Genomic DNA, 26130 nt, shown 5'->3' with positions numbered 1-26130 from the left:
GGGGGCCGGGCGGCGGGGAACCGTCCGCCCGGTCAGGCAGGGGTGTCACTGCGGACAGTCAGAGGGCAGCGTGCCACCAGGAGACCCAGATGGACAGGTGCATGTCATAACGATGGCCGAATCATCACCTTCTCTCCGCGTGCGCGGACACGGAAGGACCCGGCCTGCGCTGTGGAGGCCGGGTCCTTCGTGGCGGAGCGGGAAGGTCAGAGGGCGGGGCCGGCGCCGCCGGGCTGGATGCGGCCGCGCCAGGCGCCGGACTCGGTTCCGCGCTCCTCGATGAACTGCTTGAAGCGCTTCATGTCGCCCTTGACCCGGCGGTCGATCGTGCCCGTCATGTCCGCCGCCTTCTCCGCGGCTCCGCTGGGCTGGATGTCCATCACCAGCTCGACCCTGGTGTGGGTGTCGTCGACGCGCTCGAAGCGGACAGAGCCCCTCTGATCGACGTCACCGCTGGTCGTGCGCCAGGTGACGCGCTCGTCGGCCAGCTGGTCGACGATCTCGGTATCGAACTCGCGCCGCACCCCGCTGATCTTGGTTGTCCAGTGGTTGTGGCGGTCGTCCAGTTGCCTGACCTCCTCGACGCCCTCCATGAAGTTCGGGAACTCCTCGAACTGCGTCCACTGGTTGTAGGCGGTGTGGACGGGAACGTCGACTTCCACGGTTTCCTTGATGGTGCTCATCTCGGTATGCCTCCGTTCTCACTGGTCGACTGCAGGAGGCCCGTCGACCCGCTTCACCGGTCCGGGCCCGTGGCGGGGCGGGTACCCGAGATCTTGGGATTACCACACGGATCTGTGCCGTCGGTGCCTAGAACCGGTGTTGCTGCTGCTCCTGGTTCCCGTACGCCTGGCCGCCCTGGCCGCCCGCGCTCTGCGTCTGCAGTTGGTCCGCCTGCTCCTTGGTCACCTTCTGTTCCGCGCCGCAGAAGGTGCACTGCGTCAGGTACTTCGTCGAGATCGGGAACAGCGGCACGAAGAACAGCGTGAACTTCGTGACGCGCTTCCTGAGCGTGTGCGCGGCAGGGTTGCCGCACTGGGCGCACACCAGCGTCAGTATCGCGAGCTGGTAGAGGTACCCCTTGGTGCCGAAGATGATCACGTGTCGGTCCTTCCCGGATCGGAACTGCTCCCAGTGTCCTGTATCGCGGCCCACCAGGACGAACCGGTGGCCCACGCGGCCCGGGCCAGGTCGTCGTGGCCCGGGCCGTGTGGCGGGGGTGCTCAGCCCGACAGCGCCGTGAGCACCACGCTCTTGGCCTCCTCCTGGACCCGGCCGAGATGGTCGGGGCCGAGGAAGGACTCGGCGTAGATCTTGTAGACGTCCTCGGTGCCCGAGGGGCGGGCCGCGAACCAGGCGTTGTCCGTGGTCACCTTGATGCCGCCGATGGGGGCGCCGTTGCCCGGGGCCTCGGTGAGGACGGCGGTGACCGCGTCGCCGGCCAGGGTGTCCGCGCTGACCTGGGCCGGGGAGAGTTTCGCGAGCAGTGCCTTCTCCTCGCGGGTCGCCGGGGCGTCGATCCGGGCGTAGGCGGGCTCGCCGAAGCGGGCGGCCAGCGTGGCGTAGTGCTCCGACGGGGTCCTGCCGGTGACGGCCGTGATCTCGGAGGCGAGCAGCGCCAGGATGATGCCGTCCTTGTCGGTGGTCCACACGGAGCCGTCCCGGCGCAGGAAGGAGGCCCCGGCCGACTCCTCCCCGCCGAAGCCGATGGTGCCGCCGGCCAGCCCGTCCACGAACCACTTGAACCCGACGGGCACCTCGACCAGTTCGCGGCCGAGGTCGGCGGCGACGCGGTCGATCATGGCGGAGGAAACCAGGGTCTTGCCGATGCCGGTGGTGGCCGGCCAGCGGTCGCGGTGGGCGTACAGGTAGGAGATGGCGACGGCCAGGTAGTGGTTGGGGTTCATCAGGCCCGCGTCCGGGGTGACGATGCCGTGCCGGTCGGCGTCGGCGTCGTTGCCGGTGGAGATCTGGAAGCGGTCGCGCTGCTCGATGAGCGAGGCCATCGCGTACGGCGACGAGCAGTCCATGCGGATCTTGCCGTCCCAGTCCAGCGTCATGAACCGCCAGGTGGGGTCGGTGTGCGGGTTGACCACGGTGAGGTCGATGCCGTGCTGTTCGGCGATGCGGCCCCAGTAGGCGACGGACGCCCCGCCCAACGGGTCCGCCCCGATCCGCACCCCGGCCGCCCGGATCGCGTCCAGGTCGAGCACGCCGGGCAGGTCGGCGACGTAGGTGCCGAGGAAGTCGTAGCGGCCGGTGGTGGGGGCGGCGAGGGCCCGGGCGTACGGGATGCGCCGTACGTCCTTCAGGCCGCCCCGGATGATGTCGTTGGCCCGGTCCTGGATCCAGGAGGTGGCGTCGGAGGCGGCGGGGCCGCCGCTGGGCGGGTTGTACTTGAACCCTCCGTCGGCGGGCGGGTTGTGGGAGGGCGTGACCACGACGCCGTCCGCGAGACCCGTGGTGCGGCCGCGGTTGTGCGCGAGGATGGCGTGCGAGACGGCCGGGGTCGGTGTGTAGCCGTCCGCGTCGTCGATCAGCACCGTCACGTCGTTGGCGGCGAACACCTCCAGGGCGGTGACGCGCGCGGGTTCCGACAGGGCGTGGGTGTCGGCGCCCAGGAAGAGCGGCCCGTCGATGCCCTGCCCGGCGCGGTACTCGCAGATGGCCTGGCTGGTCGCGGCGATGTGGTCGTCGTTGAACGCGCTCGCCAGGGACGATCCGCGGTGTCCCGAGGTGCCGAACGTGACACGCTGCCCCGGGTCGTCCAGGTCGGGGCGGAGCGCGTAGTACGCGGTCACCAGCCGGGCCACATCGACGAGATCCTCGAAACCGGCCGGATCGCCCGCTCGCTCGTGCTGCATGGGCCCGCTCCTCCGCATGGGTTGATCCTTCGCTTGCGGTCTCATCCTTCCTCGTCAGGGCGGTGCCGCGCGAGGGGGACACCACATCGAGGGCCGGATGTGGGCCAAGCCACGAGAAGAGGACACCGCGGAGTTCGTGAGCTGCTACGGACCACAAGGAGGCGGCGCTGCGGACCACCGGGAAGTCCGGTGATGCGCGGCGCCGCCTGTCCTCCTCGTGGCCGTCCCGTCGAACGCCCTCGCCGTGGTCAGATCCGTCCGCCGGTGAACCGGGTGACGGGGCCGTGGCCGCCGCGTTCCGCGCGGCGTCCCACCGCGTACGACGCGGCGCTCAGGGCGGTCAGACCGGCTCCGACGCCCGCGGCGACGAGCTTGCGGTGGGCGATGACCGTCCAGGCCGTCTTGGCCGTGGCCGCGACGTGGCCGGAGGCCGTGACGACCGCCTGGCGGCCGACCTCGACGCCCTTGGCGGCGGTCTGCATGGCCGCCGTCGTCGCCTCGGCGGAGCGCTCGGCGCCGGCCTTGAGGGCGGACCCCGCCTCATCGGCCTTGGCCGCCGTACGCTTGGCCGCCTGGGACGCCGGCGCGGTCGCCTTGTCCGCCGCGCCCCGCGCCTTGGACTCCGTGGCCCGGATGGTGGTCGGCTTCTGATTCGTGCGCTTGTTCTGTTCAGTCATGGACACCGACTTGCCTCTTGCTCCGTCGGCAAACACGTTCGGTCGCGCACCGTCTGGGCCGGCGAGGGCTGAGCACCACGTCACGGGGGTAGGCGGGCTACAGACAACAAGCACGTCAGAACACGAGTGGAAGGTGCCTCATGGCCAACATCCTGGATCGCATCAAGCAGTTCGCCCGGAGTCCGCAGGGGCGGCGGGCCGTCGAGCAGGCACGGCGGGCCGCGGCCGACCCCCGCAAGCGGGCGCAGGCCCAGCGCCTGCTGGGTAAGCTCCGCGGCCGCCGCTGACCGGCCCCGGCGCCCGGACGGGCCGCGTCACGGAACCTCCCGATGACCAACTGCTCGTACCGGCAAGTGTGTTCATATCCGATTCGGGCACTTGGGTCGCACCACACCTGAGACATGACAGGCAAGGCCCTGGGGCAGGGCGAGGGGCCGAGCTGACACCAGCTCAGCTCAGGTCGCGGCCGCGGACCCGGCGTACGAGGTCGTCCGCGGCCTCCGGCCAGCCGGGGCGCTCGAAGGTGAAGCCCGCTTCGAGCAGGCGGCCGGGGACGACACGGCGGCTCTTCAGCAGCAGTTCGGTGTCCGAGCGCAGCCCGAACGCGCCGAGCTCGGCCATCCAGCGGGTCGCGGGCAGGCCCACCGGCATGCCCCAGGCGCCGCGCAGGGCGCGCATGAAGGCGCGCTGCGGCAGGGGCGTGGGAGCGGCGAGATTGACCGGGCCCGTGATGTCGTCGCGGGCGACGAGGAACTCCACCGCCCGGACGAAGTCCTGGTCGTGGATCCAGGACACGTACTGCGCGCCGCCGGCGACCGGGCCGCCGAGGCCGAGCCGGGCCAGCCGCAGCAGGACGTCGAAGACACCGCCCCGGTCCGGGCTCATCACCATGGCGGCGCGCATGGCCACCTTCCGGGTGTCCGGCGTGTCGGCCCTCTCCTGCTCCCGCTCCCAGGCCTTGGCGATGTCGACGCTGTAGGCCCAGTAGCCGGGGATGCCGGGTTCGGCTCCGCCGATGACGCCGGTCGCCTCGTCGTTGGGCGCGTCGAAGCGGTGGGCGTAGATCGTCGCGGTGCTCATCTGGAGCCAGACCCGGGGCGGCCGGGCGGCCTTGGCGATGGCCTCACCCACGACCCGGGCGGAGTCGACCCGCGAGTCCATCATCTCGCGGAGGTTGGCCGGGGTGTAGCGGCAGCTCACGCTCCGGCCGGCCAGGTTGACGACGACGTCGCTGCCGTCGATCTCCTCGCACCAGGGCCCCAGGGTCGCACCGTCCCAGTGCACTTCGCCCGGTGCGGGGTGCCTGCTCAACACCACGACGTCATGTCCGGCGGCGCCCAGCGCGCGCTTCAGGACCGTGCCGACCTGTCCGGTCCCGCCGGGTATCACGATCTTCATGAAGGCCTCCCCCTCGACGTGTGGGATCGACCCTAGCCCATATTTGAACGCGTTCAAAACCTCCCGGAGGTGCAGGTCCCGGTCGGCTCGGAGGTGCCATCGGGCAAGATGGGGCCATGAGCGTAGTCAAGATCAATGTGCTGACCGTGCCCGCCGAGCAGCGGGAGACGCTGGAGAAGCGGTTCGCCTCCCGCGCGCACACCGTGGAGAGCTCCGACGGGTTCGAGTGGTTCGAGCTCCTCCGCCCGGTGGAGGGCACCGACACCTACCTCGTCTACACGCGGTGGCGTGACGAGGCGTCGTTCCAGGCCTGGATGGAGGGGCCGATGAAGGCCGCGCACCAGGGCGGCGGCGAGGGCGGCGAGCGGCCCAAGCCGGCCGCGAGCGACTCGAACCTGTGGTCCTTCGAGGTCGTGCAGCAGGCGGGCCCGAAGGGCGCGTAGCCCGCTGGAGCGCGTACGCGAGGTCCCCCATGCCGGAAGCGGCATGGGGGACCTCGCGCCTATCGGGCTCAGGACCGCCGGGAACGCGTGGGCGCGGCCGTACGGCCGACCGCGGCCGCCAGCTTGCGGAGCCGGCGCCAGTCCAGGCGCGGGGGCGCCTCGGGGACCCCGGGGCGGTTGCGGGGCACCCGGACGCGCAGGGCCCGGCGTGCGATGCGGCAGTGGACGGGGGCCGGAAGGGTGAGCGCCTCGCCGTCGAGGCCGACTTCGAGATGCGGTTCGTCGGAGTGGACGACGACGTGCTGGGCGGTGAGCACGGTGAGGCCTTCCGGCCGCGGGGACAGCAGGAGCTCGGCCGCTTCCACGGCGCTGTCCACGCGGACGGCGAGCACGCCCAGCTTCCCGGAGTTGAGCCGCTCGCGCCGGCCGAAGCCGAACGGGTCGTCCATCCGGTAGGCGTTGTTGCTCACCAGGACGGCCTGCGGGTCGGCGATGGTGGTGCCGTCGGCGGTCGCCGTCAGCCGCGGGCCGCTCTGCCGCGTGAGCAGCTCGGGCAGCCGCTCCAGCGCGGCGCCCACCTTGTCGTCGCGGTAGCCGGGGCTCTGGACGACGGCCCCGTAGACGCCGAACGAGGCGTTGTTGACGAAGGGGCGGTCGTCGGCGAAGCCGAGGTCGACGCGGAGTTCGACCCCGTCCGTGAGGGCGTCGAGGCAGGTGGACGGGTCGTCCCGGTCCAGGCCCAGGTCCATGGCGAAGTGGTTGCGGGTGCCGGCCGAGATGACGAGGAACGGCAGGCCGTGTTCCGCCGCGACGGCGGCGACCATCGCCTGTGTGCCGTCGCCGCCCGCGACGCCCAGGAGGTCGGCCCCGTCGGCCACGGCGGCCTTGGCCAGTTCGGTGACGTCCTGGTGGTGCTCCGGGTCGAGCAGGACGACCCGGGCGCCCAGCTCCTCGGCCTTCTCCTTGAGGGAGAACTTCTCGACCTTGCCGCCGCCGGAGCGCGGGTTGAGCAGGAGGAAGGGGCGTCGCGGCGGCGGTGTGCGGTACTCCTTGGCCCGTACCGGCCGCAGCCCCGTGCTGCGCAGGGCGTAGCGGCCGCTCCAGACCGCGACACACCACAGCAGCAGCGAGGCGAAGACCACCCAGATCAGATTGGCGGCCGCGAAGAGGACGATGACGCCGACGGGGGCGACGAGGGCCAGGACGGCCGCCGCCATGCGTGCCGGTCCGCGGCGGGACAGGACCCACCAGAGCGCCGCCGCGGTCAGGGCGAGTCCCGCGATACCGGCCAGAAGCAGCAGCAGTCCCTTCAGACCGCCGGAGACGAGGGGCAGCAGCGCCGCCAGCGCGACCGCGGCCAGGGCTCCCCTGGCCGCCCATCTCTGCCGGCGGTGATCCCGCTCGCCCATCGCCGATCCCATCTCGTTCCTCCGCTCGAAGGCACGGCCCGGGCGCACCCTCGCGACCGCGCCCGGCCGTGCATCTCGGTGCCCGCCGACGGATCGGCTCGGCCACTGCCGTCCCCTGATGACTCCCCACCGGCGGGCACGTCAGACGTGAAGATCCCCGGGGCGGAGCCATCGGTAGCGTACGCGGCCCGGCGCGCATGCTTCCGCGCACCGGGGCACGTCGGCACCGACCTTCACCGCCCGTTGGGGAGACGGACACCCGCGCCCTCTTGACCTAGTGAGTCTTATTACGCAACTCTGCTGCCCACAACCCCTGTCGACGAGGAGGCCGGCACGCGATGGAGTGGACGGGCGCGCGGTACGCGGACCAACCGACGGTCGAGGTGACGACCTGGATCGCGGCGCCGCCGGGGAGAGTGTGGGCGCTGGTGTCGGATGTGACGCGGATGCCGGACCTGAGTGAGGAGTTGCAGTGGGCGGGGTGGGCCGACGGAGCCGCCGGTCCGGCCGTCGGGGCGCGGTTCACCGGCCGGAGCAGGCACGAGTCGTTCGGTGAGTGGGAGACGACCTCCACGGTTGTCGCCTGCGACCCGGAGCGGGTGTTCGCCTGGGCGGTCGGGGATCCGGCCGAGCCCAGCGCCGTCTGGCGGTTCGGGCTCGAGCCCCGGGACGGCGGCACCGAACTGTCGCAGTGGATGCGGATGGGGCCGGGGCGCTCCGGCCTCTCCGTCGCGATCGACGCCATGCCGGAGAAGGAGCAGAAGATCGTGTTCGTGAGACTGCGGGAGTTCGAGCGGGGCATGACCGCCACGCTGGAGCACATCAGGCAGCGGGCGGAGGCGTGATGCGCACGGCGACGACCGTCGAGGCGGCGGCTCTCGGCTCCTGGTCCCGGCAGGCCGACTTCGTCGTCGAGGCGGAGAAACTGGGGCTCGACGTCTGCTGGGTGGCCGAGGCGTGGGGATCGGACGCCCCGTCCGCCCTGGGCTTCTACGCGGCCCGTACGGAGCGGATGCTGCTGGGCTCCGCGGTCATGCAGGTCGGCACGCGCACACCGGTGGCCCTCGCCCAGGCGGCGATCACCCTGTCCAATCTCTCCGGCGGGCGTTTCCTGCTGGGTCTGGGTCCGTCCGGACCGCAGGTGATGGAGGGCCTGCACGGGGTGCCGTTCGCCCGTCCGCTGGCCCGGACGCGCGAGACGGTGGAGATCGTGCGGCAGGTGGTCGCGGGCGGCAAGATCTCCCATTCGGGCTCGGAGTTCAGGATTCCGCTGCCGGGCGGGGAGGCGGTGCCGATGCGTCTGTCGATGCGGGCCGAGCACCCCGTGCCCGTCTACCTGGCCGCGCTGTCGCCCGCGATGCTGCGGCTGACCGGCCAGGTCGCGGACGGCTGGCTCGGCACCAGCTTCGTACCGGAGGGCGCGGCGGAGGCCTACTTCGCTCCGCTGGACGAGGGGCTGGCCGCCGCCGGCCGTGCACGTGCCGGGTTCGACGTCTGCCAGGGCGCCGAGGTCGCGTTCGCGCGGGACGAGGAGGAACTCGGCCCCATGATCGCGGACCGGAGGAAGGAACTCGCCTTCAGCCTGGGCGGCATGGGTTCCGCCTCGACCAACTTCTACAACCGGGCCTACGGCCGTCAGGGCTGGGCCGAGGTCGCGGCCGAGGTACGGGAGCGCTGGCAGGCGGGCGACCGGGACGGCGCGGCCGGTCTCGTCACCGACGAGATGGTGCTGGCCACCACGCTCATCGGCACCGAGGAGATGGTGCGACGGCGGCTGCGGGTCTGGCGGGACGCCGGGGTGGACACGGTCCGTCTCTACCCGGCCGGGGAGACCCTGGACGACCGGCTCGACACCCTGGGCCGAGCGATCGAGTTGGTCCGGGAGACCGGTTCCGGAGCGTGAATCCGGCCTGTCCGCCGGGCGCACCGGCGGACGGGTAGGCTCCCGTGCTGATCATCGGCCGACACGAACATCTGGGGGGCTCCGTGCGGGCCATGGCTACCGTGACGACGACCGCGCTCGCGTGCCTGCTGGCGGGCGCCGCCCTCGCCGGGTGCGGATCCGGCGGCTCCGGCGAGGACAGGTCCGCGGGCGACCTCCTCGACGAGGCCAACGCGACGATGCGGAAGCTGGACTCCGTCACCGTCGACATCACCAACCGCACGACGAGCGGCGCCACCGTCACCAGCCGTCTCGTGACCGACCTGGTCAGCCGGTGCAGGTCGAAGACCGAGATGAGCGGAGGCGCCGCCCTGGAACAGATCCGGCTGGGCGAGACCGACTACGTCCGGCCGAACCGGGCCTACCTGCAGGAGTGGAAGAAGATCCCGGGTGCCACGGGCGAGCAGAAGCTCTGGGTGAAGACGCCGGTGGACCCGGCCGGTTCGGGTGACGGTCTCACCTCGTGCGAACGGCCCTTCGAGTCGTTCGGCACGGCGAAGAAGGGCGGATCCACCCGGGTCGGGGGCACGAAGGCCGTCGAGCTGATCGTGACCGACAAGGCGGACAAGAAGGGGACGTACACCTTCTACGTGGCCGAGGAAGGCGAGCCCTACCTCCTCAAGACCGTCTACAAGAACGGTGCGCAGCACACCACCACCTCGTTCAGCGCCTTCGACGAGCCCCTCGGTATCCGGGCGCCAAAGGCGGGCGAGGTGCTGAGCCTGCCCGGCGGCAGCGGCTGACCCGATCCCGCGAAGGGTGCGGCAGCGCTTTCCGTTGGATTTCGGCAGCAACTGGCCGAGCGGGGCGAATCGGCCCACAAGGGCTTGACGCGGGCGAGATGCGCTCGGCCTACTGGTAGGCGCAGCGGCCGTGTCGGGGGGTCTGATGGTGCGGCGACGATGGGCGGCGGTGGTGGGCCTGGTGGCCTGCCTGCTGGTGCTGCAGCTCGCCGCCCCGGGGCCCGCGCAGGGCGAGCGCACGGCGGGGGCCGCGGTCACGGCAGCCGTGGAGACACGGGCGACCGGTGCGGCTTCGACGCCCGAGGCCGAAGGAGCCGGAGATCCCTGTCCGTGCGAGGCGGAGCCGTCGCTGAGGCACCTGGCTGCACGGACACCGAGGGCCGCCGGCCCGGCCGGGGCGAGCGCGGCGGTGACCGGGACGCCCGTGGTGGACCGGGGCGGTACGGACCTCCGGGCGGCGGGGACGAGCCGGTGTACGGGGACGGTCGTGTCCGCCCCGGACACGGTGGAGCTGCAGACGTTCCGCTGCTGAGCGACGGCAGTACCGACAAAGGGCCTGCGCCGTGCGGCCTGCGTACTGCCTGGTGCCGATTCGCGGCGATGTACAGGCCTTCGTGTGTCCCCATGCCGATGACACAGGAGGCGGAGTTGCCTGGAAAGCGTGTTCTCGTTCTGCGGCCGGACGAACTGGGCCCGAACGACCAGAAGATGTGGCGGGAGATACGGACGGAGTCCGCGGCCCCCGCGAATCCCTTTCTCGACCCGGCGTTCACCATCCTGGTGGGGCGGGTCAGGCCGGGAGCGAGAGTGGCGGTGCTGCTCGACGACGACTCCCCGGTCGGGTTCTTCCCCTACGAGAGGGGACCCTTGGGGCAGGGCCGGGCCATCGGGCTCGGGGTGTCCGACAGTCAGGGGGCCGTACTGCGGCCCGGGATCCGGCTCGACGCCCGCGGGCTGCTGCGGTCCTGCGCGCTGTCGTCCTGGGAGTTCGACAACCTCGAAGCCGGCCAGGGGCTGTTCGTGCCGCACGCGGCGGAGGAACTCGCCTCCCCGGTCGTCGACATCGACGAGGGTTTCGAGCGGTACCGGGAGCGGCTGCGGGCGAAGTCGCCGAGCTTCCTCAGACAGACCCTGGCCAAGGAGCGCAAGCTGGCCCGGCAGGTCGGCGAGGTGCGGTTCGCCTACGACGCCCAGGACCCGGACGCTCTGCGGGCGCTGATGGACTGGAAGTCGGCGCAGTACCGGCGGACCGGCCGGCGCGACCGGTTCGCGCAAGAGTGGATCACCCGGCTGGTGACGCTGCTCGGGGAGAGCGAGGAACCGGAGTGCCGTGGGGTGCTGTCCGTGCTCTACGCCGCGGACCGGCCCGTGGCCGCGCACTTCGGTCTGCGCTCGCGCACGGTGCTGTCCTGGTGGTTCCCGGCGTACGACCGCGCCTACGCCAAGTACTCCCCCGGTCTGGTGCTGCAGCTCAGGATGCTGGAGGCCGCGGCGGCCGACGGTGTCGGGACGGTGGACCTGGGCAGCGGCCCCGCCCGCTACAAGGAGTCGCTCAAGACCCGTGACCTGCGGGTGTACGAGGGGGCGGTGGTACGGCCCGTGCCGGGCGGTGCCGTCCACTGGCTGGGCCGGGAGCCCGCCCGGGCCGCCCGCCGCTTCGTACGCAACCGGCCCCGGCTGGCCGGTGCCGCGGCACGGACCCTGGCGGAGCTGGGGCGTGTGCGGGGACGGTGAGAGACGTCCGCGCCCGGCTCAGGAGAACCGGGCGCGTGGTGCCGTCACCGCGTGGCGGTCCAGCTGTGGGCCACGTCCACGATGAGACGGTCGTCCAGCTGCAGGACCCGGAAGGGCAGCCGGGCGCGCAGACCGAGTCCGACCTGGGTCTCCCCTTCGAAGCTGCCGGCGAAGCGGGTGTCCCGGAAGGTGCTGTAGCCGGTGAGGTCCACGCCCGGCAGCGGGCGCGCCACCCGGCCGGGATACGTGGCGGCGCCGGTCTCCGGGTCGTAGGCGGGCGCGAAGACCCGCACCTCGAGGACGGCTGCGCCGGTCACGGGAATGTGGCGGCCCGATCCGTCCTGGTGGAGCCGGTCGACATAGCGCACGGAGTAGCCGACGTCGCCGCCCGCGCCGGGCAGGTCGACGACCATCCGGTCGAAGCAGGCGTGACGGCCGGTCCTGATGTCCTTGACCGGCGCGAGTGTGGCGCTGGTGTCGGTCTTGGCGAGGCTTCCCCAGCCGGTCGGGCAGGCCGCGGCCCGGGCCGCCTGCGGGGTGGCGGCCGGAGCCGCGCCGGCCGGGACCGCCGCGACGCCCACCGTGGCGCCGACGAGCGCGAGAGTCGCGCATGCTGTTCTGATTCGTACCATTTTCCGCCCCCGAGGCTCGTGTGCTGGTGATATCGGGTGAGACGACCGTGACGACCGAAAGGTTGCGCTTGCCGCGCCGGAGTGCCGACCATGGCACATCCTGAGGGGGAGCGATTGGTGTCCGGTGCGTCCGTACCGGGAGGACGCGAGATGGATGAGGCAGCCGCCGTACCGGACGGGCCCCGGTCACCCGGCGGACCGGGCCGGGACGGGGGCGACGGCCGGATCGAGGACGCCCTCACCGCTCCGCTGACCGCGGCCGTGCGGGACCTCGGCGGGTACGGCGGCCTGGTCTATCTGCGCTCACGCGACCGGCGCTCGCTGGTGCTGGCCCTGGTCACCGGGGTGCCCCGGTCGCTGCTCAGGGCGTGGTGGCGGGTGCCCATGGGCGGGGCGCTGCCCATGGCCGAGGCCTACCGGAGCGACGAGCCGCTGTGGCTGCCGGACGAGCGCGTCACCATGGTGCGCTTCCCGCACTTCACCGCCGGGCTGCCGTACTCCTTCGGCTCCGCCTACCAGCCCGTCCGGGCCGGCGGGGAAGCGGTGGGCGTGCTGGTCGTGCTGCGCTCGGCGGCCCGGTCGCCGATCGACGCGGAGGCGGTGGATCGCGCGCTGCGTCCCGCCGGTCGGGACATGGAGGAGCGCCTCGCCCGCCTCGCCGCCCGCCGGTCGGGACCGGGCTCCGGCGCGTACCGGGTGGAGTACGACGACGAACCCGTCAGCGTGCGGCTGCCCACGGTCGCCGCGCACCCCGTGCGGGTCGGGCTGCTCGACTGGGACCTGGACAGCGGCCGGTGCGCGCCGGACGACGAGGCCCTCGCGCTCCTCGGCATCGCCCGGGCGGACTTCGACGGCACCATCGCGGCCGTCGAGGCCCGGGTCAGCCCGGACGATCTGCACGAACTGCGGGCGAGCCGGCAGGACGCGCTGACGCACGGCCGGATCAGGTCCCGTCACCTGCGGGTCCGGGACGAATCCGTCGGCGGCGAGGAGATCAGCTACCGGCCCGTCGAGCTGTGGGGCCATCTCGTGGGCGGCGGCACCGGCTCCGACCGGATCCTGGTGGGCGCCCTCGTCGACGCGGCCGGCCGGCTCACCGCCGCCGAGGCCGCGGAGCGGCTGCCCGACGGGCTGTTCTCCCTGGACCAGGACGGCCGTCTGACCTATGCCAACCGCCGCTGCGAGGAGTTGCTCGGCGCCGGCCGGGAAGAGCTCCTCGGCCGCTATCCGTGGGAGGTGATCACCTGGCTCCGGGATCCCGCGTACGAGGACCGCTACCGGGCGGCGATGCTGTCGCAGGAGCAGGTGTCCTTCCTCGTGCGGCATCCGGCGGGGAACTGGCTGAGCTTCGTGCTGTACCCGGATGTGCACGGGCTGACCGGCCGGGTCCATCGGACCGGCCCGCCCACCGGAGGCGAGGCGGCGCGCGAGGCCGGGACCTCCGCCGGTCCCGTGCCGGGCACCGGGGCCGTGGCGCCGCCGCCCGGGCCGGTCGCGGCGGCGCGGGCCGGGGCGCTGTACCACGTGGTGCAGATGGCGAGCGTGCTCACCGAGGCGGTCACCGTGCAGGACGTGTGCCGGGCCGTGTCCGAGCAGTTGCTGCCCGCGTTCGGCGCGCGGGAACTCGCCCTGTACACCGTCCGCGAGGGCCGGATGTATCTGCAGTGGGAGTCGGGCTATCCGGAGGGCTTCCTCACCCAGTTCGAGGGGGTCGCCCTCGACAGGCAATTGCCCGGCGTGCACGCGCTGACCACGCGGCTGCCGCTCTTCTTCGAGTCGCCCGAGGACCTCTCGATCGCCTATCCGGGCATCGCCCTGGACCGGATGCACTCCTGGTCGTTCCTGCCGCTGATCGCCTCCGGTCATTCCGTCGGCTCCTGCATCCTCGGCTGGGACGCCCCGCACCGGTTCACCGCCGACGAGCGCTCCGCCCTCACCGCGCTGAGCGGGCTGGCCGCCCAGGCGATGGAGCGGGCGCGGCTCTACGACTCCGAGTCCGCCGTCGCCCGCGGCCTGCAGGAGGGGCTGCTGCCGCACCGGCTGCCGGCCGTCGAGGGGCTGCGCACCACCGGCCGCTATCTGCCCGGCACCCAGGGCATGGCCATCGGCGGCGACTGGTACGACGTGATCACGACGGGGCGTGGCGTGGCCCTGGTGATCGGGGACGTGGAGGGCCACAGTGTCGGCGCGGCCGCGGTGATGGGCCAGTTGCGCAGTGCCGTGCACGCCTTCGCCGCGAGCGAGCGGCCGCCGCAGGAGGTCATCACCCACACCAACCGGCTGCTGGCCGAGCTGGAGTCGGACGCCTTCGCCACCTGCTGCTACATCGAACTCGACCCGCGCACCGGGCGCGCGCTCGCCGTGCGGGCCGGCCATCCCCCGCCGCTGCTGCGCCACCCCGACGGGCACGCCGAGACGCTGGACCTGGTGGGCGGGGTCATGCTGGGGGTGCAGCCCGACTCGGTCTATCCCGTCACCGCGCTCACGCTCGCCCCCGGCAGCGTCCTCGCCCTGTACACCGACGGGCTCGTGGAGCAGCCCGGCAGCGACATCGAGACGGGGATCGAGGAGGTCCGCCGCGCCCTGGCCGGCCCCCCGGCGGACTCGGTGGAGCATCTCGCCGACCGCCTGGTGAGAACGGCCCGCCGCGCGCCCGAACGACCGGACGACGTGGCCCTCCTGCTGACGGCGTATCGCTGACGGGCCGGGCTGCTGGGCGAGGCCGTCAGGGCGGTGAGTCATGGGGCTGAGTCCTCAGCCTCTTCAGGCCGGGTCTCCGGAGCCGTCGCCCGCGACCCCGACATCGCGACGCCCGCCCCGGGCGCCGGGGGGACGGTCTCTCGCGGTGTCACCCGTGGGCCCGCCGGTGCGCGGCCGGGCGGTCGGGCCCGGAGTACGGTGGGCGGGACCGGGGAGTGAGGCGGTGGTGGCCGTGGAGTGGCAGCGGTATGCCGAGCAGATGGCGCAGCTCGCCCGGGATCTGGTGGCCCAGGACTCTGTGCGGGCGACGCTGGACGAGATCGCCGCTTCGGCGGTGAAGCTCGTCGAGGGCTGTGACGCGGCGGGGATCCTGACGGTGTCCAAGGGCCGGGCCGTGACGCTGGCCGTGTGCGGCGACATGGTCGAGGAGTCCGACCGGCTGCAGGGCGAGCTGGGCGAGGGGCCGTGCTTCGACGCCGCCCGCCGGGTGGACGGCGAGCGGCTGTTCCGTATCGCCGACATGACCACGCCGCAGCCGTCCTGGCCGCGGTTCTCCCGGGCGGCCCGCGAGCTGGGGATCGGCAGCATGACCGGTGTGCTGCTCTACACCGAGCAGGAGGACTTCGGCGCGCTGAACCTCTACTCGCGCCGCCCGGGGGCCTTCGGCAAGGACATCGAGGCCGCGGGCTGGCTGCTCGCCTCCCATGCCGCCGTGGCACTGGACTCCGCCCGTACCGTCGACCAGCTCGAGCACGCCCTGGAGACCCGGCACGCCGTCGGAGAGGCCATGGGGATCCTCATGGAACGCCACCGGCTGAGCGAGGACGAGGCCTTCGGCGTACTGCGGCGGATCTCGCAGAACCACAACATCAAGCTGCGCGATGTCGCCCGGCGCGTCCGCGTGGATCCGCCGCAGGGCTGACCGGAGCACTGCGGGCGGTGTCCTCAGGCCCGGTGGCCGTCGGGGCCGTACGCGCGCAGCAGGAGCACCGCGATGTCGTCGGTGTGCTGTCCGGTGGGCGTCGTGTGCTGGACGAGCCGGTCGATGAGCCGTTCCAGGTCGCGGCCGTCGCCGGTGTCCAGCTGCCCGGCGAGGTCGGACGTGGTCCGGGTGGCGTCGGTGCCGGGGAGCTCGACCAGGCCGTCGGTGTACAGGGCGAGGGTGGTGCCGGGGAGCAGGGGCGCGGTGGTGACCGGGTAGTGGCCGCCGGTGTCGATGCCCAGCAGCGGTCCGGGCTCGACGTCGAGGACCGACGCGGGGCGGCTGAGGTGACGCAGCAGCGGCGGCACGTGTCCCGCGCTGGCGAAGGCCACCCGGTGGCGGGCCAGGTCGAGATGGGCGTAGAGGCAGGAGACGAGCAGTTCGGAATCGAGGTCGGCCAGGAGCCGGTTGGTGCGCACGAGGACCTCGTCGGGTGCGGCGCCCGCGGTGGCGTGCGCGTGGATGGCGGTGCGCACCTGGCCCATGAGAGCGGCGGCGGCGATGCTGTGGCCCTCCACGTCGCCGATGACGGCGGCCGCGGTCGTCCCGTCCAGGCGCAGAAGGTCGAAGAAGTCGCCGCCGACCTCGATGCCGTGGCCCGCGGGCAGATAGCGGGCGGCGACGTCGAGGCCGGACAGGTTCGGCAGGGCCCGGGGCAGCAGGGCGCGCTGCAGTTCGTGGACGAGACGGTGTTTGGTGTCGTAGAGCCGGGCGCGGTCGAGGGCCTGGGCGATGAGGCCGGACAGGGAGGTCAGGACGGCGCGTTCGTCGGCGGTGAAGGTGTGCGGTTGGTCGTAGGACAGGATGCAGCAGCCCACCGGGCGGCCGGAGATGATCAGCGGCAGGAAGGCCCAGGCCTGTTTGCCGCTGATCTGGGGGGCGCCTGGGTAGTTGGCGGCCAGCTCGGCCGGGCCGGCGAAGAAGGCGGGGGTGCCGCTGGCGAGGACCTGGCCGGCCGGGGTGAGGTCGGTGTCCAGCGACAGGGCGTCGAGGCGTTCCATGACGTCGGCCGCGTAGCCGTGGTAGCCGGTGATCTTCAGACGTCCGGCCTCGGCGACGGAGAGCACGAGGCCCTGGGCGCCGAAGGCGGGCAGGATCTGGTGGGCGCTCAGCGAGACGAGGTCGCGCACGGTGACCGCCTCGGTGAGCGCGGCGGCCAGGTGCACCAGTTGGTAGAGGCGTCCCGTCGGTGCCGCGGCGGGGCTGCGGGCGGCCGCGGGGGGCGGCCGGGTCTCGGCGTCCTCTTCGCTCGGGACGACGCGGACGCTGATGCCGCTGGTGTCCGGGTAGAGCTGGAAGGTGAGCCACTGGCCGGGCGGGCGGAGCGCGGTGAACGTCACGGGAGTGCGGCCGACGACCGCCGTGCGGTAGTGGTCCTCGTAGACGGGGTCGTCCAGCCAGGACAGGGACTGCCAGGGCCGGGTGCCGAGCAGCCGGTCGGCGGGGCGGCCGAGCAGGTGGGCCGCGGTGGCGGTGGCGAAGGTGACGCGGCCCTCCAGGTCGAGGGCCAGGGCGCCTTCGGGGAGGCGTTCGAGGTAGTCGGCGGCGGCCAGGCCGGTCTGCACGGGGTGGTGTGCGGCGTCGACGGGGACGACGCGCGGCTGGTCGGGCAGTTCGGGCGGCCCGGCGGCGTCGTCCAGCAGGCGGGCCATGCGGCGGGCGCTGGAGGTGATGTGACCGCGTACGCGGGGCGTGATGCCACGCGGCCGCGCCGCGGGCCACATCAGCACGATGCCGCCCCAGCGGCGCCGTACACCGGTCAGCGGGACGGCGGCCAGGGCGAACGGGTAGGGCAGGACCGCGGCGGCGCGGGGGTAGCGGCGGGCCATCTCCTCCTGGCTCGCGATGGTGACCAGGGTGTCGTCGTGGATCGCGTCGGCGACCGGGACGGGTGCGGTCAGGGGCAGTCGCTGCCAGGGGGCGCTGAACGCGATCGGCAGTCCGCACAGCGCGACCAGGCGCAGCACGGGCTCGGCCTCCTCGATGAGGTACAGGCCGCCGATCGAGGCTCCGGTTCCGCGCACGGTGTCGGCCAGGGCCGTCCCCAGGGCGTCCAGCGTCCCGGCGCCCCCGGGCGGCTCGTTGCTCGCGGACATGCTGTCCTCCCGCTCTTACCCGGACGCTACGCCTCGCGGGGCCTGCGGGCATGTCGTCGGCATGACGTCGCGGGTGGGTGCTACGGGCACGGAGCGTGGTGCGCGGGGGCGTCGTCGTACAGAATCGAGGGGCCCTGTACGGCGATCGGGAGGCCGGTTTGCAGACGTTGACTTCACAGGATCCGCTGGCCGTCGCGGTCACCGCGGCGATCCGGGACGGGGATCTGCCGGGGCTCGGGCGGTTGCTCGCGGACCATCCCGGTCTGGCCGCGGCGCGTGTCACCGAGCACGGCGAGGACGGCAAGGGCACCCGCAGTCTGCTGCACATCGCGACTGACTGGCCCGGCCATTTCCCCCGCGGTCCCGAGGTCGTCGCCGCCCTGGTCGCGGCCGGGGCCGATCCCGACGCGCGCTTCGGCGGCGCGCACGCGGAGACTCCGCTGCACTGGGCCGCCAGCAGCAACGACGTGGCCGTCCTGGACGCGCTCATCGCCGCCGGTGCCGACATCGAGGCCCCCGGGGCGGTGATCGCCGGGGGCACGCCGCTCGCCGACGCCCGCGCGTTCGGCCAGTGGCGCGCCGCTCACCGGCTGATCGAGCACGGCGCCCGCACCACCCTCCAGGACGCCGCCACGCTCGGTCTGCTCGACCGGGTCAGGGGGTACGTCGAGGCCGGGGATCCCCCGTCGCCCGAGGAGATCACCAGCGCCTTCTGGGGAGCCTGCCACGGCGGGCATCTGCCCACCGCGCGGTATCTCCACGAGCACGGCGCCGACCAGGACTGGTGCGGCTACGACGACATGACACCGCTCGACATCGCCCGCGCCCACGACGCCGACGACGTCGTGCGGTGGCTGCGCGATCTGGGCGCCAAAAGCCGCTCGTAGGGTCGGGTCACAGGCAGTAGCGCACCATCCACTCGTCCTGGTTGTAGGCGGTGCGCGCGGGGTCGGGGACGCCCACGGCTCGTTCCTCGACCATGTCTTCCACGCGCACCGGCTCCGGCAGTGCGCCGAAGCGGGCCCGGCGTGCCGCTGCCTCCGTCTCGCTCCCCTGCTGCGACGTCGCGTCGTCCACCGCGATTCCCCTCTCTCGCCGCCTTCCGAGGCCGATCCGGCCTCCCTGGACAATGAGTTGACGTGCGGGACGCGCTGTTGGTTCCCGGTTGGTTTCCGTGACGGGCCAGCCAACTTGTTCGACCCTACGAACTTCACCTCTTGCGGTTCCCGGCATCCGCGGAAAGTGATAGGAAACCTTCCTGTCAGTTCTGCACGGCCAGCTCTCCCACCCCCCACTCCGCCTGGAGGCCCCGTGAGACACCCGACCCCGCGCCGCACCGCCCTGGCGTTGTTCGGCGCCGCCCTCGCCGCCGCCCCGTTCCTGAAGCCGCCGCACGCCATGGCTTCCGCCCGGGCGATCGGGCTCGACGACCCGGCGAAGAAGGAGATCGCCATGCAGCTCGTGTCGAGTGCGGAGAACTCCTCGCTCGACTGGAAGGCGCAGTACCAGTACATCGAGGACATCCGCGACGGGCGTGGCTACACCGCCGGCATCATCGGGTTCTGCTCCGGCACCGGCGACATGCTCGACCTCGTCGAGCTCTATACCGACCGCGAGCCCGGCAACGTCCTCGCGAAGTATCTGCCGGCGCTGCGTCGGGTCGACGGTTGCGACTCGCACGACGGGCTCGACCCGGGTTTCCCCGGCGACTGGCGCCGGGCGGCCCGTGACGCCGCGTTCCGGAGGGCGCAGGACGACGAGCGCGACCGGGTGTACTTCGGCCCGGCGGTCCGGCAGGGCAAGGCGGACGGGCTGCGGGTGCTGGGCCAGTTCGCGTACTACGACGCCATCGTCATGCACGGCGACGGCGACGACCCGCTGAGCTTCCGCAACATCCGCAGGCGTGCGCTGCGCACGGCTGAGCCTCCGGCGTCGGGCGGTGACGAGGTGACATATCTCGACGCCTTCCTGGACGCGCGGGTGTGGGCGATGAAGCAGGAGGAGGCGCACAGCGACACGAGCCGGGTCGACACCGCGCAGCGGGTCTTCCTGCGCAAACGGAACCTCGACCTCGACCCGCCGCTGGACTGGAAGGTCTACGGCGACAGCTACCACATCGGCTGACCGACGGGCGGCGGCCCGGGGCGGATTGGTCCATGATTCCGGCACGGGAGTGGACCTCGAGCCGGGCCGCCGCGCTGCCTAGCGTCGCCGGTATGAACGTCACCACCACGCGGGGAGCCCTGCTCGCCGCGTTCGCCTGTGTCCTCGTCGGGGCGTCCTTCACGGCCAACAGCGTGCTGGGCGCGTACCCGTACGCGGGCGGCCAGTTCCTGCGCTACGGGCTGGCCTTTCTGCTGCTCCTGCCTCTGGCCGGGAAGGGCTCGACGGCCCGTCTGAGAGCGCTGACGGCACGTCAGTGGCTGCGTCTCGTCCTGCTCGCCGCCATCGGCATGGTCGGCTTCAACCTGGCCGTCCTCGCCGCGGAGCGCACGGCGGAACCCGCGGTGCCCGGTGTGTTCGTGGGCTGCGCGCCGGTGGTCGTCGCCGTGCTGGTGCCGCTCCTGGACGGGCGCCGGCCCAGCCGGGCGGTCCTGTGCGGGGCGTTGCTGGTGGCGGCCGGCGCCTGCGCGGTCCAGGGCTGGGGGCGCACCGACGGCGCGGGCCTCGCCTTCTCCGCGTGTGCCCTGGCGGGAGAGGTGGGTTTCGCCGTGCTCGCCGTACCCGTGCTGCGGCCGCTCGGGCCCCGGCTGCTGTCGGCCACGGTGTGCGCGGTCGCCGCGCTGGAGTCGGCGGCGGTCGGGGTGCCGGCCGACGGGGCCGGGTGGCTGCGGCGTCCGGACGGCGCCGAGGCCGCCGCGCTGCTGTGGCAGGCGGTGGTGGTCACCGTGGTCGGGTTCGTGTGCTGGTACATGGGCATGCGGCGGATCGGCGCGGAACGCGCCACCCTGTTCTCCGGCCTCATCCCGGTCGCCGCGGCCGCGACCGCACCGCTGGTCGGCACGGGCTCCTACGGCCCGGCGCAGGCGGCGGGCAGCGCGCTGGTCGGCCTCGGTGTCGCCCTGGGGTCCGGGGCGCTGGATCCGGCAGCGGCGCGCCGGTACCTCGGCGGGCGGGCCCGGCGCGCCGACCCGGCGACGACCTTTCGGGGGAACGCCCGCCCGGAGTGGCAGGGTGCCCGCGCGCCGGAAATGCCGGAGTGATCCCCCGCGCATCTAATGGACGGCACCCAATGTCTCAGCCGACACAGGAGCCACATAGATGCCGCACTCCCGCACCGGTGAAGGGGACGAGAAAGCCGCGCGGGCCGGTCGGCTGCGGCGGCTGGGCGAGTGGTGCGCACGCCACTTCGGGATCGTCATCGGCGCCTGGCTCGTGGCGCTGGTGGCGCTCCAGGTCGTCAACCATGTGGCCGGGGGTGAGTACTCCGACAACTTCTCCCTGCCCCAGGCCCAGGCGCAGAAGGGCCTGGACGTGCTGAAGGAGCACGATCCGCAGGCCGGCGGCTACAGCAGCCAGATCGTGCTGCACGACGACAGCCAGGACCTGACCGCGCTGAGCTCGCAGATGTCCACCACGGTCGCCGACCTGGAGAAGCTCCCGCATGTCCTGTCGGCCCAGAACCCGCTGTCGGCCCCGGCCACGCCCTCGGGGCAGCCGAATGTCGGGCCGCTCTCGGACGACAAGAAGTCGGCGTACATCACGGTCCGTTTCAATGTGCAGCCCTCGACCCTCGGCGCCGGGTATCTGAACGGTGTCGACACCGCCGTACAGCCGCTGCGTTCGGCGGGGGCGGAGGTCGAGTACGGCGGGCCGCTCGGCGAACTCGCGAGGCCTCCCGCCGACGACCGGGTGAGCGAGCTGATCGGGTTCGGTGTCGCCATCGTCGTGCTGCTGGTCGGCTTCGGCAGTGTGATCGCCGCCGGTATTCCGCTGCTCACCGCGCTGATCAGCGTCGTCGGAGGCCTCGCCATCCTCGGGCTGCTGGCCGCCGCGTTCACCTTCGCGACCGTGTCACCGACCCTCGCCACCATGATCGGCCTCGGTGTCGGTATCGACTACGCGCTGTTCATGATCACCCGGCACCGGCAGAACCTCATCGACGGCATGGACCCGGTGCGGGCCGCCGGGCAGGCCGCGAGCACCAGCGGCCACGCCGTCCTCGTCTCCGGCTGCACGGTGATCATCGCGCTGGCCGGCCTGTCCGCGTCCGGGGTCTCCTTCATCTCCCTGCTCGGTCTCGCCGCCGCCGTCACCGTCGTCTCGGCCGTCGTCGGCGCGCTCACGCTGGTCCCCGCCCTGCTCGGGCTCATCGGCCGGCACATCGACCGCTACCACGTGCGCCGCCCCGTCGCCGAGACCGACGCCGAGGCCGGTGAGACGCCGCAGGGCACCTGGCACCGGTACGCGCAGCGGGTGGAGCGCAGGCCGCTGTCGTTCCTGTCGGGGGGCGTCGCCGTGATCGCGGTGCTCGCGATCCCGTTGTTCTCCATCCAGCTCGGTCACATCGGCGACGGCGCCGACCCGACCTCCTTCACCGACCGGCGGGCGTTCGACCTGATGACCGACGCGTTCGGGGCCGGGTCCAACGGTCCGCTCACCGTCGTCATCGACCAGAGCGACGTACCGGACTCACAGCGCGACGATCTGGCCTCGCGGGCCCGAACGACGCTCGACTCGGTCGAAGGGGCCGCCGCCGTCACCCCCCTGACGCCCACCCAGGACGGAGACGTCCTGGTCGGCACCGTCTACTCGACCGTGTCCCCGCAGAACGCCGCGACCACGGACCTGACCAACCGTCTCGTCGACGACACGCTGCCGGATGTCGTCCAGGGGACGGACGCCAAGGGGTACGTCACCGGCACGACGGCGACCCAGGTCGACTTCCGTGACATCGTCGCCTCCCAGCTGCCCGTGATCATCGCGGTCGTGGTGGGCCTGGCGTTCCTGATCATCCTGGCGGTGTTCCGGGGGCTGCTCGTCGCCGTCAAGGCGGCCGTCCTGAACGTGCTGTCGATCGCCGCGTCCTACGGCGTGGTCGTCGCGGTGTTCCAGTGGGGCTGGGGCGGGCCCGCGCTCGGCGTGCACGGCAAGGTGCCCATCGAGAGCTATGTGCCGATGATGATGTTCGCCATCATCTTCGGACTGAGCATGGACTACGAGATCTTCCTGCTGTCCCGCGTCCACGAGGCATGGCTGCGCACCGGGGACGCCAGGGCGTCGGTGGCGCACGCCCTGGAGATCACGGCCCGGGTCATCACGAGTGCCGCGCTGATCATGGTGAGTGTGTTCGCGGCGTTCATCATCAGCGACAACATCGTGGTCAAGATGCTCGGCCTGGGGCTGGCCGTCAGTGTGCTCATCGACGCCTCCGTGGTACGGCTGCTGATGGTGCCTGCCGTGATGACGCTGCTCGGGCGGCATGCCTGGTGGACGCCGCGCTGGCTGGACCGGGTGATGCCGCACATCGACGCCGAGGGGGAATCGGCCGGGGCGGGGGCGGGCGGCCGTCCGGCGAAGTAGCCCGCCGGGCTCAGTGCAGCACCAGGTGGACGAGGGCGACGGTGCCGACCGACACGATCAGGGTCCGCAGGACGGCGGGGCTGAAGCGGCGGCCCGTCCTGGCTCCGATCAGGCCGCCCAGCGCGGATCCGGCGGCGATGAGGACGACGGCCGTCCAGTCGAACTCCGCGAAGAAGAGGAAGAGCAGGGCGGCGACGGTGCTGACGACGGCCGCGAGCACGTTCTTCACGGCGTTGAGCCGCTGGAGCGTCTCGTCGAGCAGCATGCCCATCAGGGAGACGTAGATGATGCCCTGCGCTGCCGAGAAGTAGCCGCCGTAGACGCTGGCGAGCGTCAGCCCCGTGAACAGCAGCGGACCGCCGTCGGGACGGGTACGGGCGCCGGTACGGCGACGGCGGCGGCGCACGCGCCGGGCGATGAGGGGCTGGCAGGCGACCAGGACGAGGGCGAGGCCCACCAGGACCGGCACGATCCGCTCGAAGGCCGCGGCGGGCAGCGTCAGCAGCAGCACCGCGCCCGCGAGGCCGCCCAGCACGGCACCGATGCCGAGCAGAAGGACGCGCCGACGCTGACCGCGGAGTTCCTCGCGGTAGCCGATGACCGCGCTGATCGAGCCGGGCACCAGCCCGAGGCCGTTGGAGACGGTCGCCGTGACCGGAGGCAGTCCGGTGGCGAGCAGCACAGGGAAGGTGATCAGCGTTCCCGAGCCGACGACGGCGTTGACGGCACCGGCGCCCGTACCGGCCGCGAACACGGCCGCCATCTCCCAGGGCGTCACGCCCTGACTCCGCCGCCGACGCCGCGTCCGGCGTTCCAGGTGCTGTTCATGGGGTCACGGTAGAGGGTGAGCACTTCGGGGCGCGCCGAAGGGTGCCGGGCCCCGGAAGCGGAACGGCGGCGGGATCCGAGGAGGGATCCCACCGCCGTTCACCGGGGCACGTCAGGGCGTCGTCGTATCAGGTGCGCCTGGCGCGGCGGAGGACCACGAAGCCCGTGATGAGGAGTACGGCGCCCGCCGCGGCCGGCCACATTTGGGCGCCGGTCTCGGCCAGGCTGCCGCTGCCGACCGCCTGGGGTTCGGTCTGGGGCGGGGCCGCCGGGGTCACGGCGGCGCTGGTCGCCTCGCCGACGGCCTGGGACTGGCCGAGGCCGTCCGAGTCCTCGCCGGTGTCGTCCTTCGAACCGTCCTGCTCACCGGACTTCGCCGAAGGCGTCGCGTACACCTCGGCCTCGTCGGCGGGCGGGTCGCTCGGCTCCGGCTCGGGAGCGGGCTTGTTCGTCGCCGGTGGCTCGGAAGCCTCGCCCTCCCCGTCCTTGCCGCCCTTTCCGTCGTTGCCCGTGTCGCCGGGCTTGCCACCGGCGTTGCCGTCCTTCGGGGCGTCCGGGGTGCGGGTGGGCTGCTCCTGCGGGGCCTCGGGGGTCTTCGTCGGCTCCTCGGTCGGCTCCTCCCCCGCCCCGGGGGCCTCGCTCGGCTTCTCGGTCGGCTTCTCGGTGGGCTTCTCGGTCGGCTTGTCGCCGGGCTCGGCTCCCGCCCCGGCTCCGCACTTCCGGCCGTCGTTGATGCAGTCGACCATCTCCCCCATCAGGTCCTCGTCGAAGACGTTGATGAAGTCGCCGTGGTCGGTGACCGGCTTGTGCAGCTGCTCGGGGAAGGAGTCCACCGCGAACAGCGGTGTCGTACGGCCGCCGTCCTTCAGGCTCGGCGCGTCGACGTCGTAGACGATGCGCTGGACCAGCTGCGGAATCGCCCGGAAACCGGACGGGCACGCGCCGGAGGCGTCGGCGAACGCCACGTGGGTGCGGTGGTTGGCGCTGTCGATGTTGCGGCCGTCCCAGCAGCTCTGGAACTTGAAGGAGCGCACCACGTCGCTGCCCTTCGGGCACAGCGGGTACTTGTCCTTGAGCTGCCGGTCCTCGAAGCCGGTGCAGCTCCAGGAGGCGTTGGCGTTGGCCGGGCCGTTGACGAACGACTTGGCGTCGCCGGTGATGATGCGCAGCAGCCGCGGCATGGCCGTGACCTTGTCGCGCGGGTTGCCCACGAAGTCGAGGGTGACCTGCTTGGGCGTGACGATCGCGCCGGCGTTGCCCTCGATGCCGCCGCCGGGCGAGCCCGCGTCCTGCTCCTGGGTGCCGTTCTGCACGCGCAGGACGGGCCAGTAGTAGGAGGACTTGTCGCCCTGGTCGTCGCAGCTGGTCTCGGCGTCCGCGAGGTCCTGGTCGCTGGCGAAGGCGTTGTTGGCCTGGTTGCCGACGTAGTCGTGGAAGTGGTGGGCGCCGTTGGTGACACCCGGGGCGGCGATGATGTTGTCGGAGTTGAACAGGCCGTTCTCGTTCACACCGCAACTGGTGGCGAAGGTGCCTCGGGAGGCGTTGCCCTTCTGGCGGGGGCTGTTCACATTGGGCTGGACGCCGGTGATGTCCGCGAAGTCGGCGGCGACCGGGCCGTTGCCCGCCTGCCCGCCGTTGTTGCCCTGACCCTGGCCCTGGCCGTTCCCCTGCTCCTGGCCGGGCTGCTCCTCGCCGCCGCCGTCGCCGGCGTCCTGGCCCTCGCCCTGCTCGGGAGCCTGGTTGCCGGAGTCCCGGACGGTGCAGGCCGCGAGGGCGTCGAGTCCCTCGGGGCGGTCTCCCACCCGGTCGATGGCGATGGCGATGCGCTCGAGGGTCGCGCCGCGCTTCTCCTTCAGCGGGTTCATGATCGCGTTGTCGGCGAAGCCGGAATCCTGCTGGATCTGCTGGGCCGACTCGCTCAGCCGCTGGTAGGCCTTGGCGATCTGCTCGTCCAGGAGGGCGAGTTCCTTGTCGACCTCCGCCCTCGCCTGCTCGGGGACCGAGGTCAGCTTGCTGCCGACGTCAGGGCAGTCGATCGTGGTGCCGGCGGTCCGCACCCCCGTACCGGACCGCGTCTGGGCGGACTCACCGCCTGAACCGCCGTCCGTGGCCGAGGCGTAGACGTTGGCCGCCATCAGGCCGCCTCCGCCCAGCATCAG

At 72.6% G+C, this 26130-nt stretch carries 24 protein-coding genes; 13 read left to right on the top strand and 11 right to left on the bottom strand.

Annotation, left to right across the window (positions count from 1 at the left end; translation table 11 throughout):
* Positions 1–206: 206 nt before the first annotated feature.
* From KJK29_RS38435 to KJK29_RS38420, 4 genes are all read right to left on the bottom strand, one after another.
* Positions 207–683 (bottom strand): SRPBCC family protein, encoded by a 477-nt coding sequence (locus tag KJK29_RS38435; RefSeq protein WP_215124048.1) that lies wholly within the window; start codon positions 681–683, stop codon positions 207–209.
* A gap of 127 nt (positions 684–810) precedes the next feature.
* Positions 811–1101, bottom strand: coding sequence for a zinc-ribbon domain-containing protein (locus KJK29_RS38430; RefSeq protein ID WP_215124047.1), 291 nt, complete (start codon positions 1099–1101; stop codon positions 811–813).
* Positions 1102–1223: 122 nt separating this feature from the next.
* Positions 1224–2864, bottom strand: coding sequence for a phosphoglucomutase (alpha-D-glucose-1,6-bisphosphate-dependent) (gene pgm / locus KJK29_RS38425; protein WP_215124046.1), 1641 nt, complete (start codon positions 2862–2864; stop codon positions 1224–1226).
* A gap of 248 nt (positions 2865–3112) precedes the next feature.
* Entirely contained in the window at positions 3113–3541 is a 429-nt protein-coding gene (locus KJK29_RS38420; protein WP_215124045.1) for a hypothetical protein, read from the bottom strand.
* A 140-nt stretch (positions 3542–3681) separates the two neighbouring features.
* Between KJK29_RS38420 and KJK29_RS38415 the strand changes: the two genes are divergently transcribed.
* Complete coding sequence (locus KJK29_RS38415) at positions 3682–3828, top strand: hypothetical protein (RefSeq protein ID WP_193482844.1); 147 nt, start codon at positions 3682–3684, stop codon at positions 3826–3828.
* A gap of 163 nt (positions 3829–3991) precedes the next feature.
* On the opposite strand, the gene KJK29_RS38410 is transcribed toward KJK29_RS38415, so the two are convergent.
* Positions 3992–4939 (bottom strand): DUF1731 domain-containing protein, encoded by a 948-nt coding sequence (locus tag KJK29_RS38410; protein ID WP_215124044.1) that lies wholly within the window; start codon positions 4937–4939, stop codon positions 3992–3994.
* Positions 4940–5055: 116 nt separating this feature from the next.
* Here KJK29_RS38410 and KJK29_RS38405 point away from each other — a divergent pair, with 116 nt between their 5' ends.
* A complete protein-coding gene (locus KJK29_RS38405) occupies positions 5056–5382 on the top strand; it encodes an antibiotic biosynthesis monooxygenase family protein (RefSeq protein WP_215124043.1) in 327 nt (108 codons plus the stop codon).
* Between the two features lie 68 nt (positions 5383–5450).
* Here KJK29_RS38405 and KJK29_RS38400 read toward each other — a convergent pair whose 3' ends face one another.
* Positions 5451–6803 carry a diacylglycerol/lipid kinase family protein gene (locus tag KJK29_RS38400; RefSeq protein WP_215124042.1) on the bottom strand — a complete coding sequence of 451 codons (1353 nt, stop codon included), beginning with the start codon at positions 6801–6803 and terminating at the stop codon, positions 5451–5453.
* Between the two features lie 326 nt (positions 6804–7129).
* Here KJK29_RS38400 and KJK29_RS38395 point away from each other — a divergent pair, with 326 nt between their 5' ends.
* The 5 genes from KJK29_RS38395 (at position 7130) to KJK29_RS38375 (ending at position 11210) form a co-directional block, all read left to right on the top strand.
* Positions 7130–7636 carry an SRPBCC family protein gene (locus KJK29_RS38395; protein ID WP_215124041.1) on the top strand — a complete coding sequence of 169 codons (507 nt, stop codon included), beginning with the start codon at positions 7130–7132 and terminating at the stop codon, positions 7634–7636.
* Positions 7636–8694: an LLM class flavin-dependent oxidoreductase gene (locus KJK29_RS38390; RefSeq protein ID WP_215124040.1), complete on the top strand. Its 1059-nt coding sequence runs from the start codon at positions 7636–7638 to the stop codon at positions 8692–8694. The genes KJK29_RS38395 and KJK29_RS38390 overlap by 1 nt, the downstream gene beginning before the upstream one ends.
* 92 nt (positions 8695–8786) lie before the next feature.
* Positions 8787–9476 carry a hypothetical protein gene (locus tag KJK29_RS38385; protein ID WP_215124039.1) on the top strand — a complete coding sequence of 230 codons (690 nt, stop codon included), beginning with the start codon at positions 8787–8789 and terminating at the stop codon, positions 9474–9476.
* Between the two features lie 145 nt (positions 9477–9621).
* On the top strand, positions 9622–10008 hold the full coding sequence (locus KJK29_RS38380) for a hypothetical protein (RefSeq protein ID WP_251058051.1): 387 nt from the start codon (positions 9622–9624) through the stop codon (positions 10006–10008).
* A gap of 98 nt (positions 10009–10106) precedes the next feature.
* On the top strand, positions 10107–11210 hold the full coding sequence (locus KJK29_RS38375) for a GNAT family N-acetyltransferase (RefSeq protein ID WP_215124612.1): 1104 nt from the start codon (positions 10107–10109) through the stop codon (positions 11208–11210).
* Positions 11211–11254: 44 nt separating this feature from the next.
* Here KJK29_RS38375 and KJK29_RS38370 read toward each other — a convergent pair whose 3' ends face one another.
* Positions 11255–11842: an AMIN-like domain-containing (lipo)protein gene (locus KJK29_RS38370; RefSeq protein ID WP_215124038.1), complete on the bottom strand. Its 588-nt coding sequence runs from the start codon at positions 11840–11842 to the stop codon at positions 11255–11257.
* Positions 11843–11992: 150 nt separating this feature from the next.
* Here KJK29_RS38370 and KJK29_RS38365 point away from each other — a divergent pair, with 150 nt between their 5' ends.
* Together KJK29_RS38365 and KJK29_RS38360 are read left to right on the top strand one after the other, a co-directional pair.
* Positions 11993–14542 (top strand): SpoIIE family protein phosphatase, encoded by a 2550-nt coding sequence (locus tag KJK29_RS38365; protein ID WP_215124037.1) that lies wholly within the window; start codon positions 11993–11995, stop codon positions 14540–14542.
* A 259-nt stretch (positions 14543–14801) separates the two neighbouring features.
* Complete coding sequence (locus tag KJK29_RS38360) at positions 14802–15464, top strand: ANTAR domain-containing protein (RefSeq protein WP_370869219.1); 663 nt, start codon at positions 14802–14804, stop codon at positions 15462–15464.
* Between the two features lie 23 nt (positions 15465–15487).
* On the opposite strand, the gene KJK29_RS38355 is transcribed toward KJK29_RS38360, so the two are convergent.
* Entirely contained in the window at positions 15488–17620 is a 2133-nt protein-coding gene (locus KJK29_RS38355; RefSeq protein ID WP_215124036.1) for a SpoIIE family protein phosphatase, read from the bottom strand.
* 158 nt (positions 17621–17778) lie between these two features.
* Between KJK29_RS38355 and KJK29_RS39240 the strand changes: the two genes are divergently transcribed.
* Entirely contained in the window at positions 17779–18507 is a 729-nt protein-coding gene (locus KJK29_RS39240; RefSeq protein ID WP_215124035.1) for an ankyrin repeat domain-containing protein, read from the top strand.
* Between the two features lie 7 nt (positions 18508–18514).
* On the opposite strand, the gene KJK29_RS38345 is transcribed toward KJK29_RS39240, so the two are convergent.
* Complete coding sequence (locus tag KJK29_RS38345) at positions 18515–18697, bottom strand: hypothetical protein (protein WP_215124034.1); 183 nt, start codon at positions 18695–18697, stop codon at positions 18515–18517.
* 234 nt (positions 18698–18931) lie between these two features.
* Here KJK29_RS38345 and KJK29_RS38340 point away from each other — a divergent pair, with 234 nt between their 5' ends.
* The 3 genes from KJK29_RS38340 to KJK29_RS38330 all read left to right on the top strand — a co-directional run bounded on the left by KJK29_RS38340 (position 18932) and on the right by KJK29_RS38330 (position 23143).
* Positions 18932–19744, top strand: coding sequence for a chitosanase (locus KJK29_RS38340; protein WP_215124033.1), 813 nt, complete (start codon positions 18932–18934; stop codon positions 19742–19744).
* 92 nt (positions 19745–19836) lie between these two features.
* Positions 19837–20823: a DMT family transporter gene (locus KJK29_RS38335; RefSeq protein ID WP_215124032.1), complete on the top strand. Its 987-nt coding sequence runs from the start codon at positions 19837–19839 to the stop codon at positions 20821–20823.
* A gap of 58 nt (positions 20824–20881) precedes the next feature.
* A complete protein-coding gene (locus KJK29_RS38330) occupies positions 20882–23143 on the top strand; it encodes an MMPL family transporter (RefSeq protein WP_215124031.1) in 2262 nt (753 codons plus the stop codon).
* 10 nt (positions 23144–23153) lie between these two features.
* Here the strand turns inward: KJK29_RS38330 and KJK29_RS38325 are convergent, their stop codons facing one another.
* Complete coding sequence (locus tag KJK29_RS38325) at positions 23154–23921, bottom strand: sulfite exporter TauE/SafE family protein (RefSeq protein WP_215124030.1); 768 nt, start codon at positions 23919–23921, stop codon at positions 23154–23156.
* A gap of 178 nt (positions 23922–24099) precedes the next feature.
* A complete protein-coding gene (locus tag KJK29_RS38320; RefSeq protein WP_215124610.1) occupies positions 24100–26106 on the bottom strand; it encodes a DUF1996 domain-containing protein in 2007 nt (668 codons plus the stop codon).
* Between the last annotated feature and the right edge of the window lie 24 nt (positions 26107–26130).

Source organism: Streptomyces koelreuteriae, from assembly GCF_018604545.1.
Taxonomy (GTDB): Bacteria; Actinomycetota; Actinomycetes; order Streptomycetales; family Streptomycetaceae; genus Streptomyces; species Streptomyces koelreuteriae.
This window is presented reverse-complemented; position numbering and strand designations above follow the sequence as displayed.

What these genes read in the sequence shown, in the direction of transcription:
- KJK29_RS38400 (WP_215124042.1), bottom strand. Translation starts at nt 6,803, where the DNA reads ATGGGATCGGCGATGGGCGAGCGGGATCACCGCCGGCAGAGATGGGCG.
- KJK29_RS38320 (WP_215124610.1), bottom strand. Translation starts at nt 26,106, where the DNA reads ATGGCGGCCAACGTCTACGCCTCGGCCACGGACGGCGGTTCAGGCGGT.
- KJK29_RS38380 (WP_251058051.1), top strand. Translation starts at nt 9,622, where the DNA reads ATGGTGCGGCGACGATGGGCGGCGGTGGTGGGCCTGGTGGCCTGCCTG.
- KJK29_RS38395 (WP_215124041.1), top strand. Translation starts at nt 7,130, where the DNA reads ATGGAGTGGACGGGCGCGCGGTACGCGGACCAACCGACGGTCGAGGTG.
- KJK29_RS38405 (WP_215124043.1), top strand. Translation starts at nt 5,056, where the DNA reads ATGAGCGTAGTCAAGATCAATGTGCTGACCGTGCCCGCCGAGCAGCGG.
- KJK29_RS38365 (WP_215124037.1), top strand. Translation starts at nt 11,993, where the DNA reads ATGGATGAGGCAGCCGCCGTACCGGACGGGCCCCGGTCACCCGGCGGA.
- pgm (WP_215124046.1), bottom strand. Translation starts at nt 2,864, where the DNA reads ATGCAGCACGAGCGAGCGGGCGATCCGGCCGGTTTCGAGGATCTCGTC.
- KJK29_RS38410 (WP_215124044.1), bottom strand. Translation starts at nt 4,939, where the DNA reads ATGAAGATCGTGATACCCGGCGGGACCGGACAGGTCGGCACGGTCCTG.
- KJK29_RS38385 (WP_215124039.1), top strand. Translation starts at nt 8,787, where the DNA reads ATGGCTACCGTGACGACGACCGCGCTCGCGTGCCTGCTGGCGGGCGCC.
- KJK29_RS38370 (WP_215124038.1), bottom strand. Translation starts at nt 11,842, where the DNA reads ATGGTACGAATCAGAACAGCATGCGCGACTCTCGCGCTCGTCGGCGCC.
- KJK29_RS38330 (WP_215124031.1), top strand. Translation starts at nt 20,882, where the DNA reads ATGCCGCACTCCCGCACCGGTGAAGGGGACGAGAAAGCCGCGCGGGCC.
- KJK29_RS38335 (WP_215124032.1), top strand. Translation starts at nt 19,837, where the DNA reads ATGAACGTCACCACCACGCGGGGAGCCCTGCTCGCCGCGTTCGCCTGT.
- KJK29_RS38420 (WP_215124045.1), bottom strand. Translation starts at nt 3,541, where the DNA reads ATGACTGAACAGAACAAGCGCACGAATCAGAAGCCGACCACCATCCGG.
- KJK29_RS38435 (WP_215124048.1), bottom strand. Translation starts at nt 683, where the DNA reads ATGAGCACCATCAAGGAAACCGTGGAAGTCGACGTTCCCGTCCACACC.
- KJK29_RS38415 (WP_193482844.1), top strand. Translation starts at nt 3,682, where the DNA reads ATGGCCAACATCCTGGATCGCATCAAGCAGTTCGCCCGGAGTCCGCAG.
- KJK29_RS38375 (WP_215124612.1), top strand. Translation starts at nt 10,107, where the DNA reads ATGACACAGGAGGCGGAGTTGCCTGGAAAGCGTGTTCTCGTTCTGCGG.
- KJK29_RS38360 (WP_370869219.1), top strand. Translation starts at nt 14,802, where the DNA reads ATGGCGCAGCTCGCCCGGGATCTGGTGGCCCAGGACTCTGTGCGGGCG.
- KJK29_RS38355 (WP_215124036.1), bottom strand. Translation starts at nt 17,620, where the DNA reads ATGTCCGCGAGCAACGAGCCGCCCGGGGGCGCCGGGACGCTGGACGCC.
- KJK29_RS38390 (WP_215124040.1), top strand. Translation starts at nt 7,636, where the DNA reads ATGCGCACGGCGACGACCGTCGAGGCGGCGGCTCTCGGCTCCTGGTCC.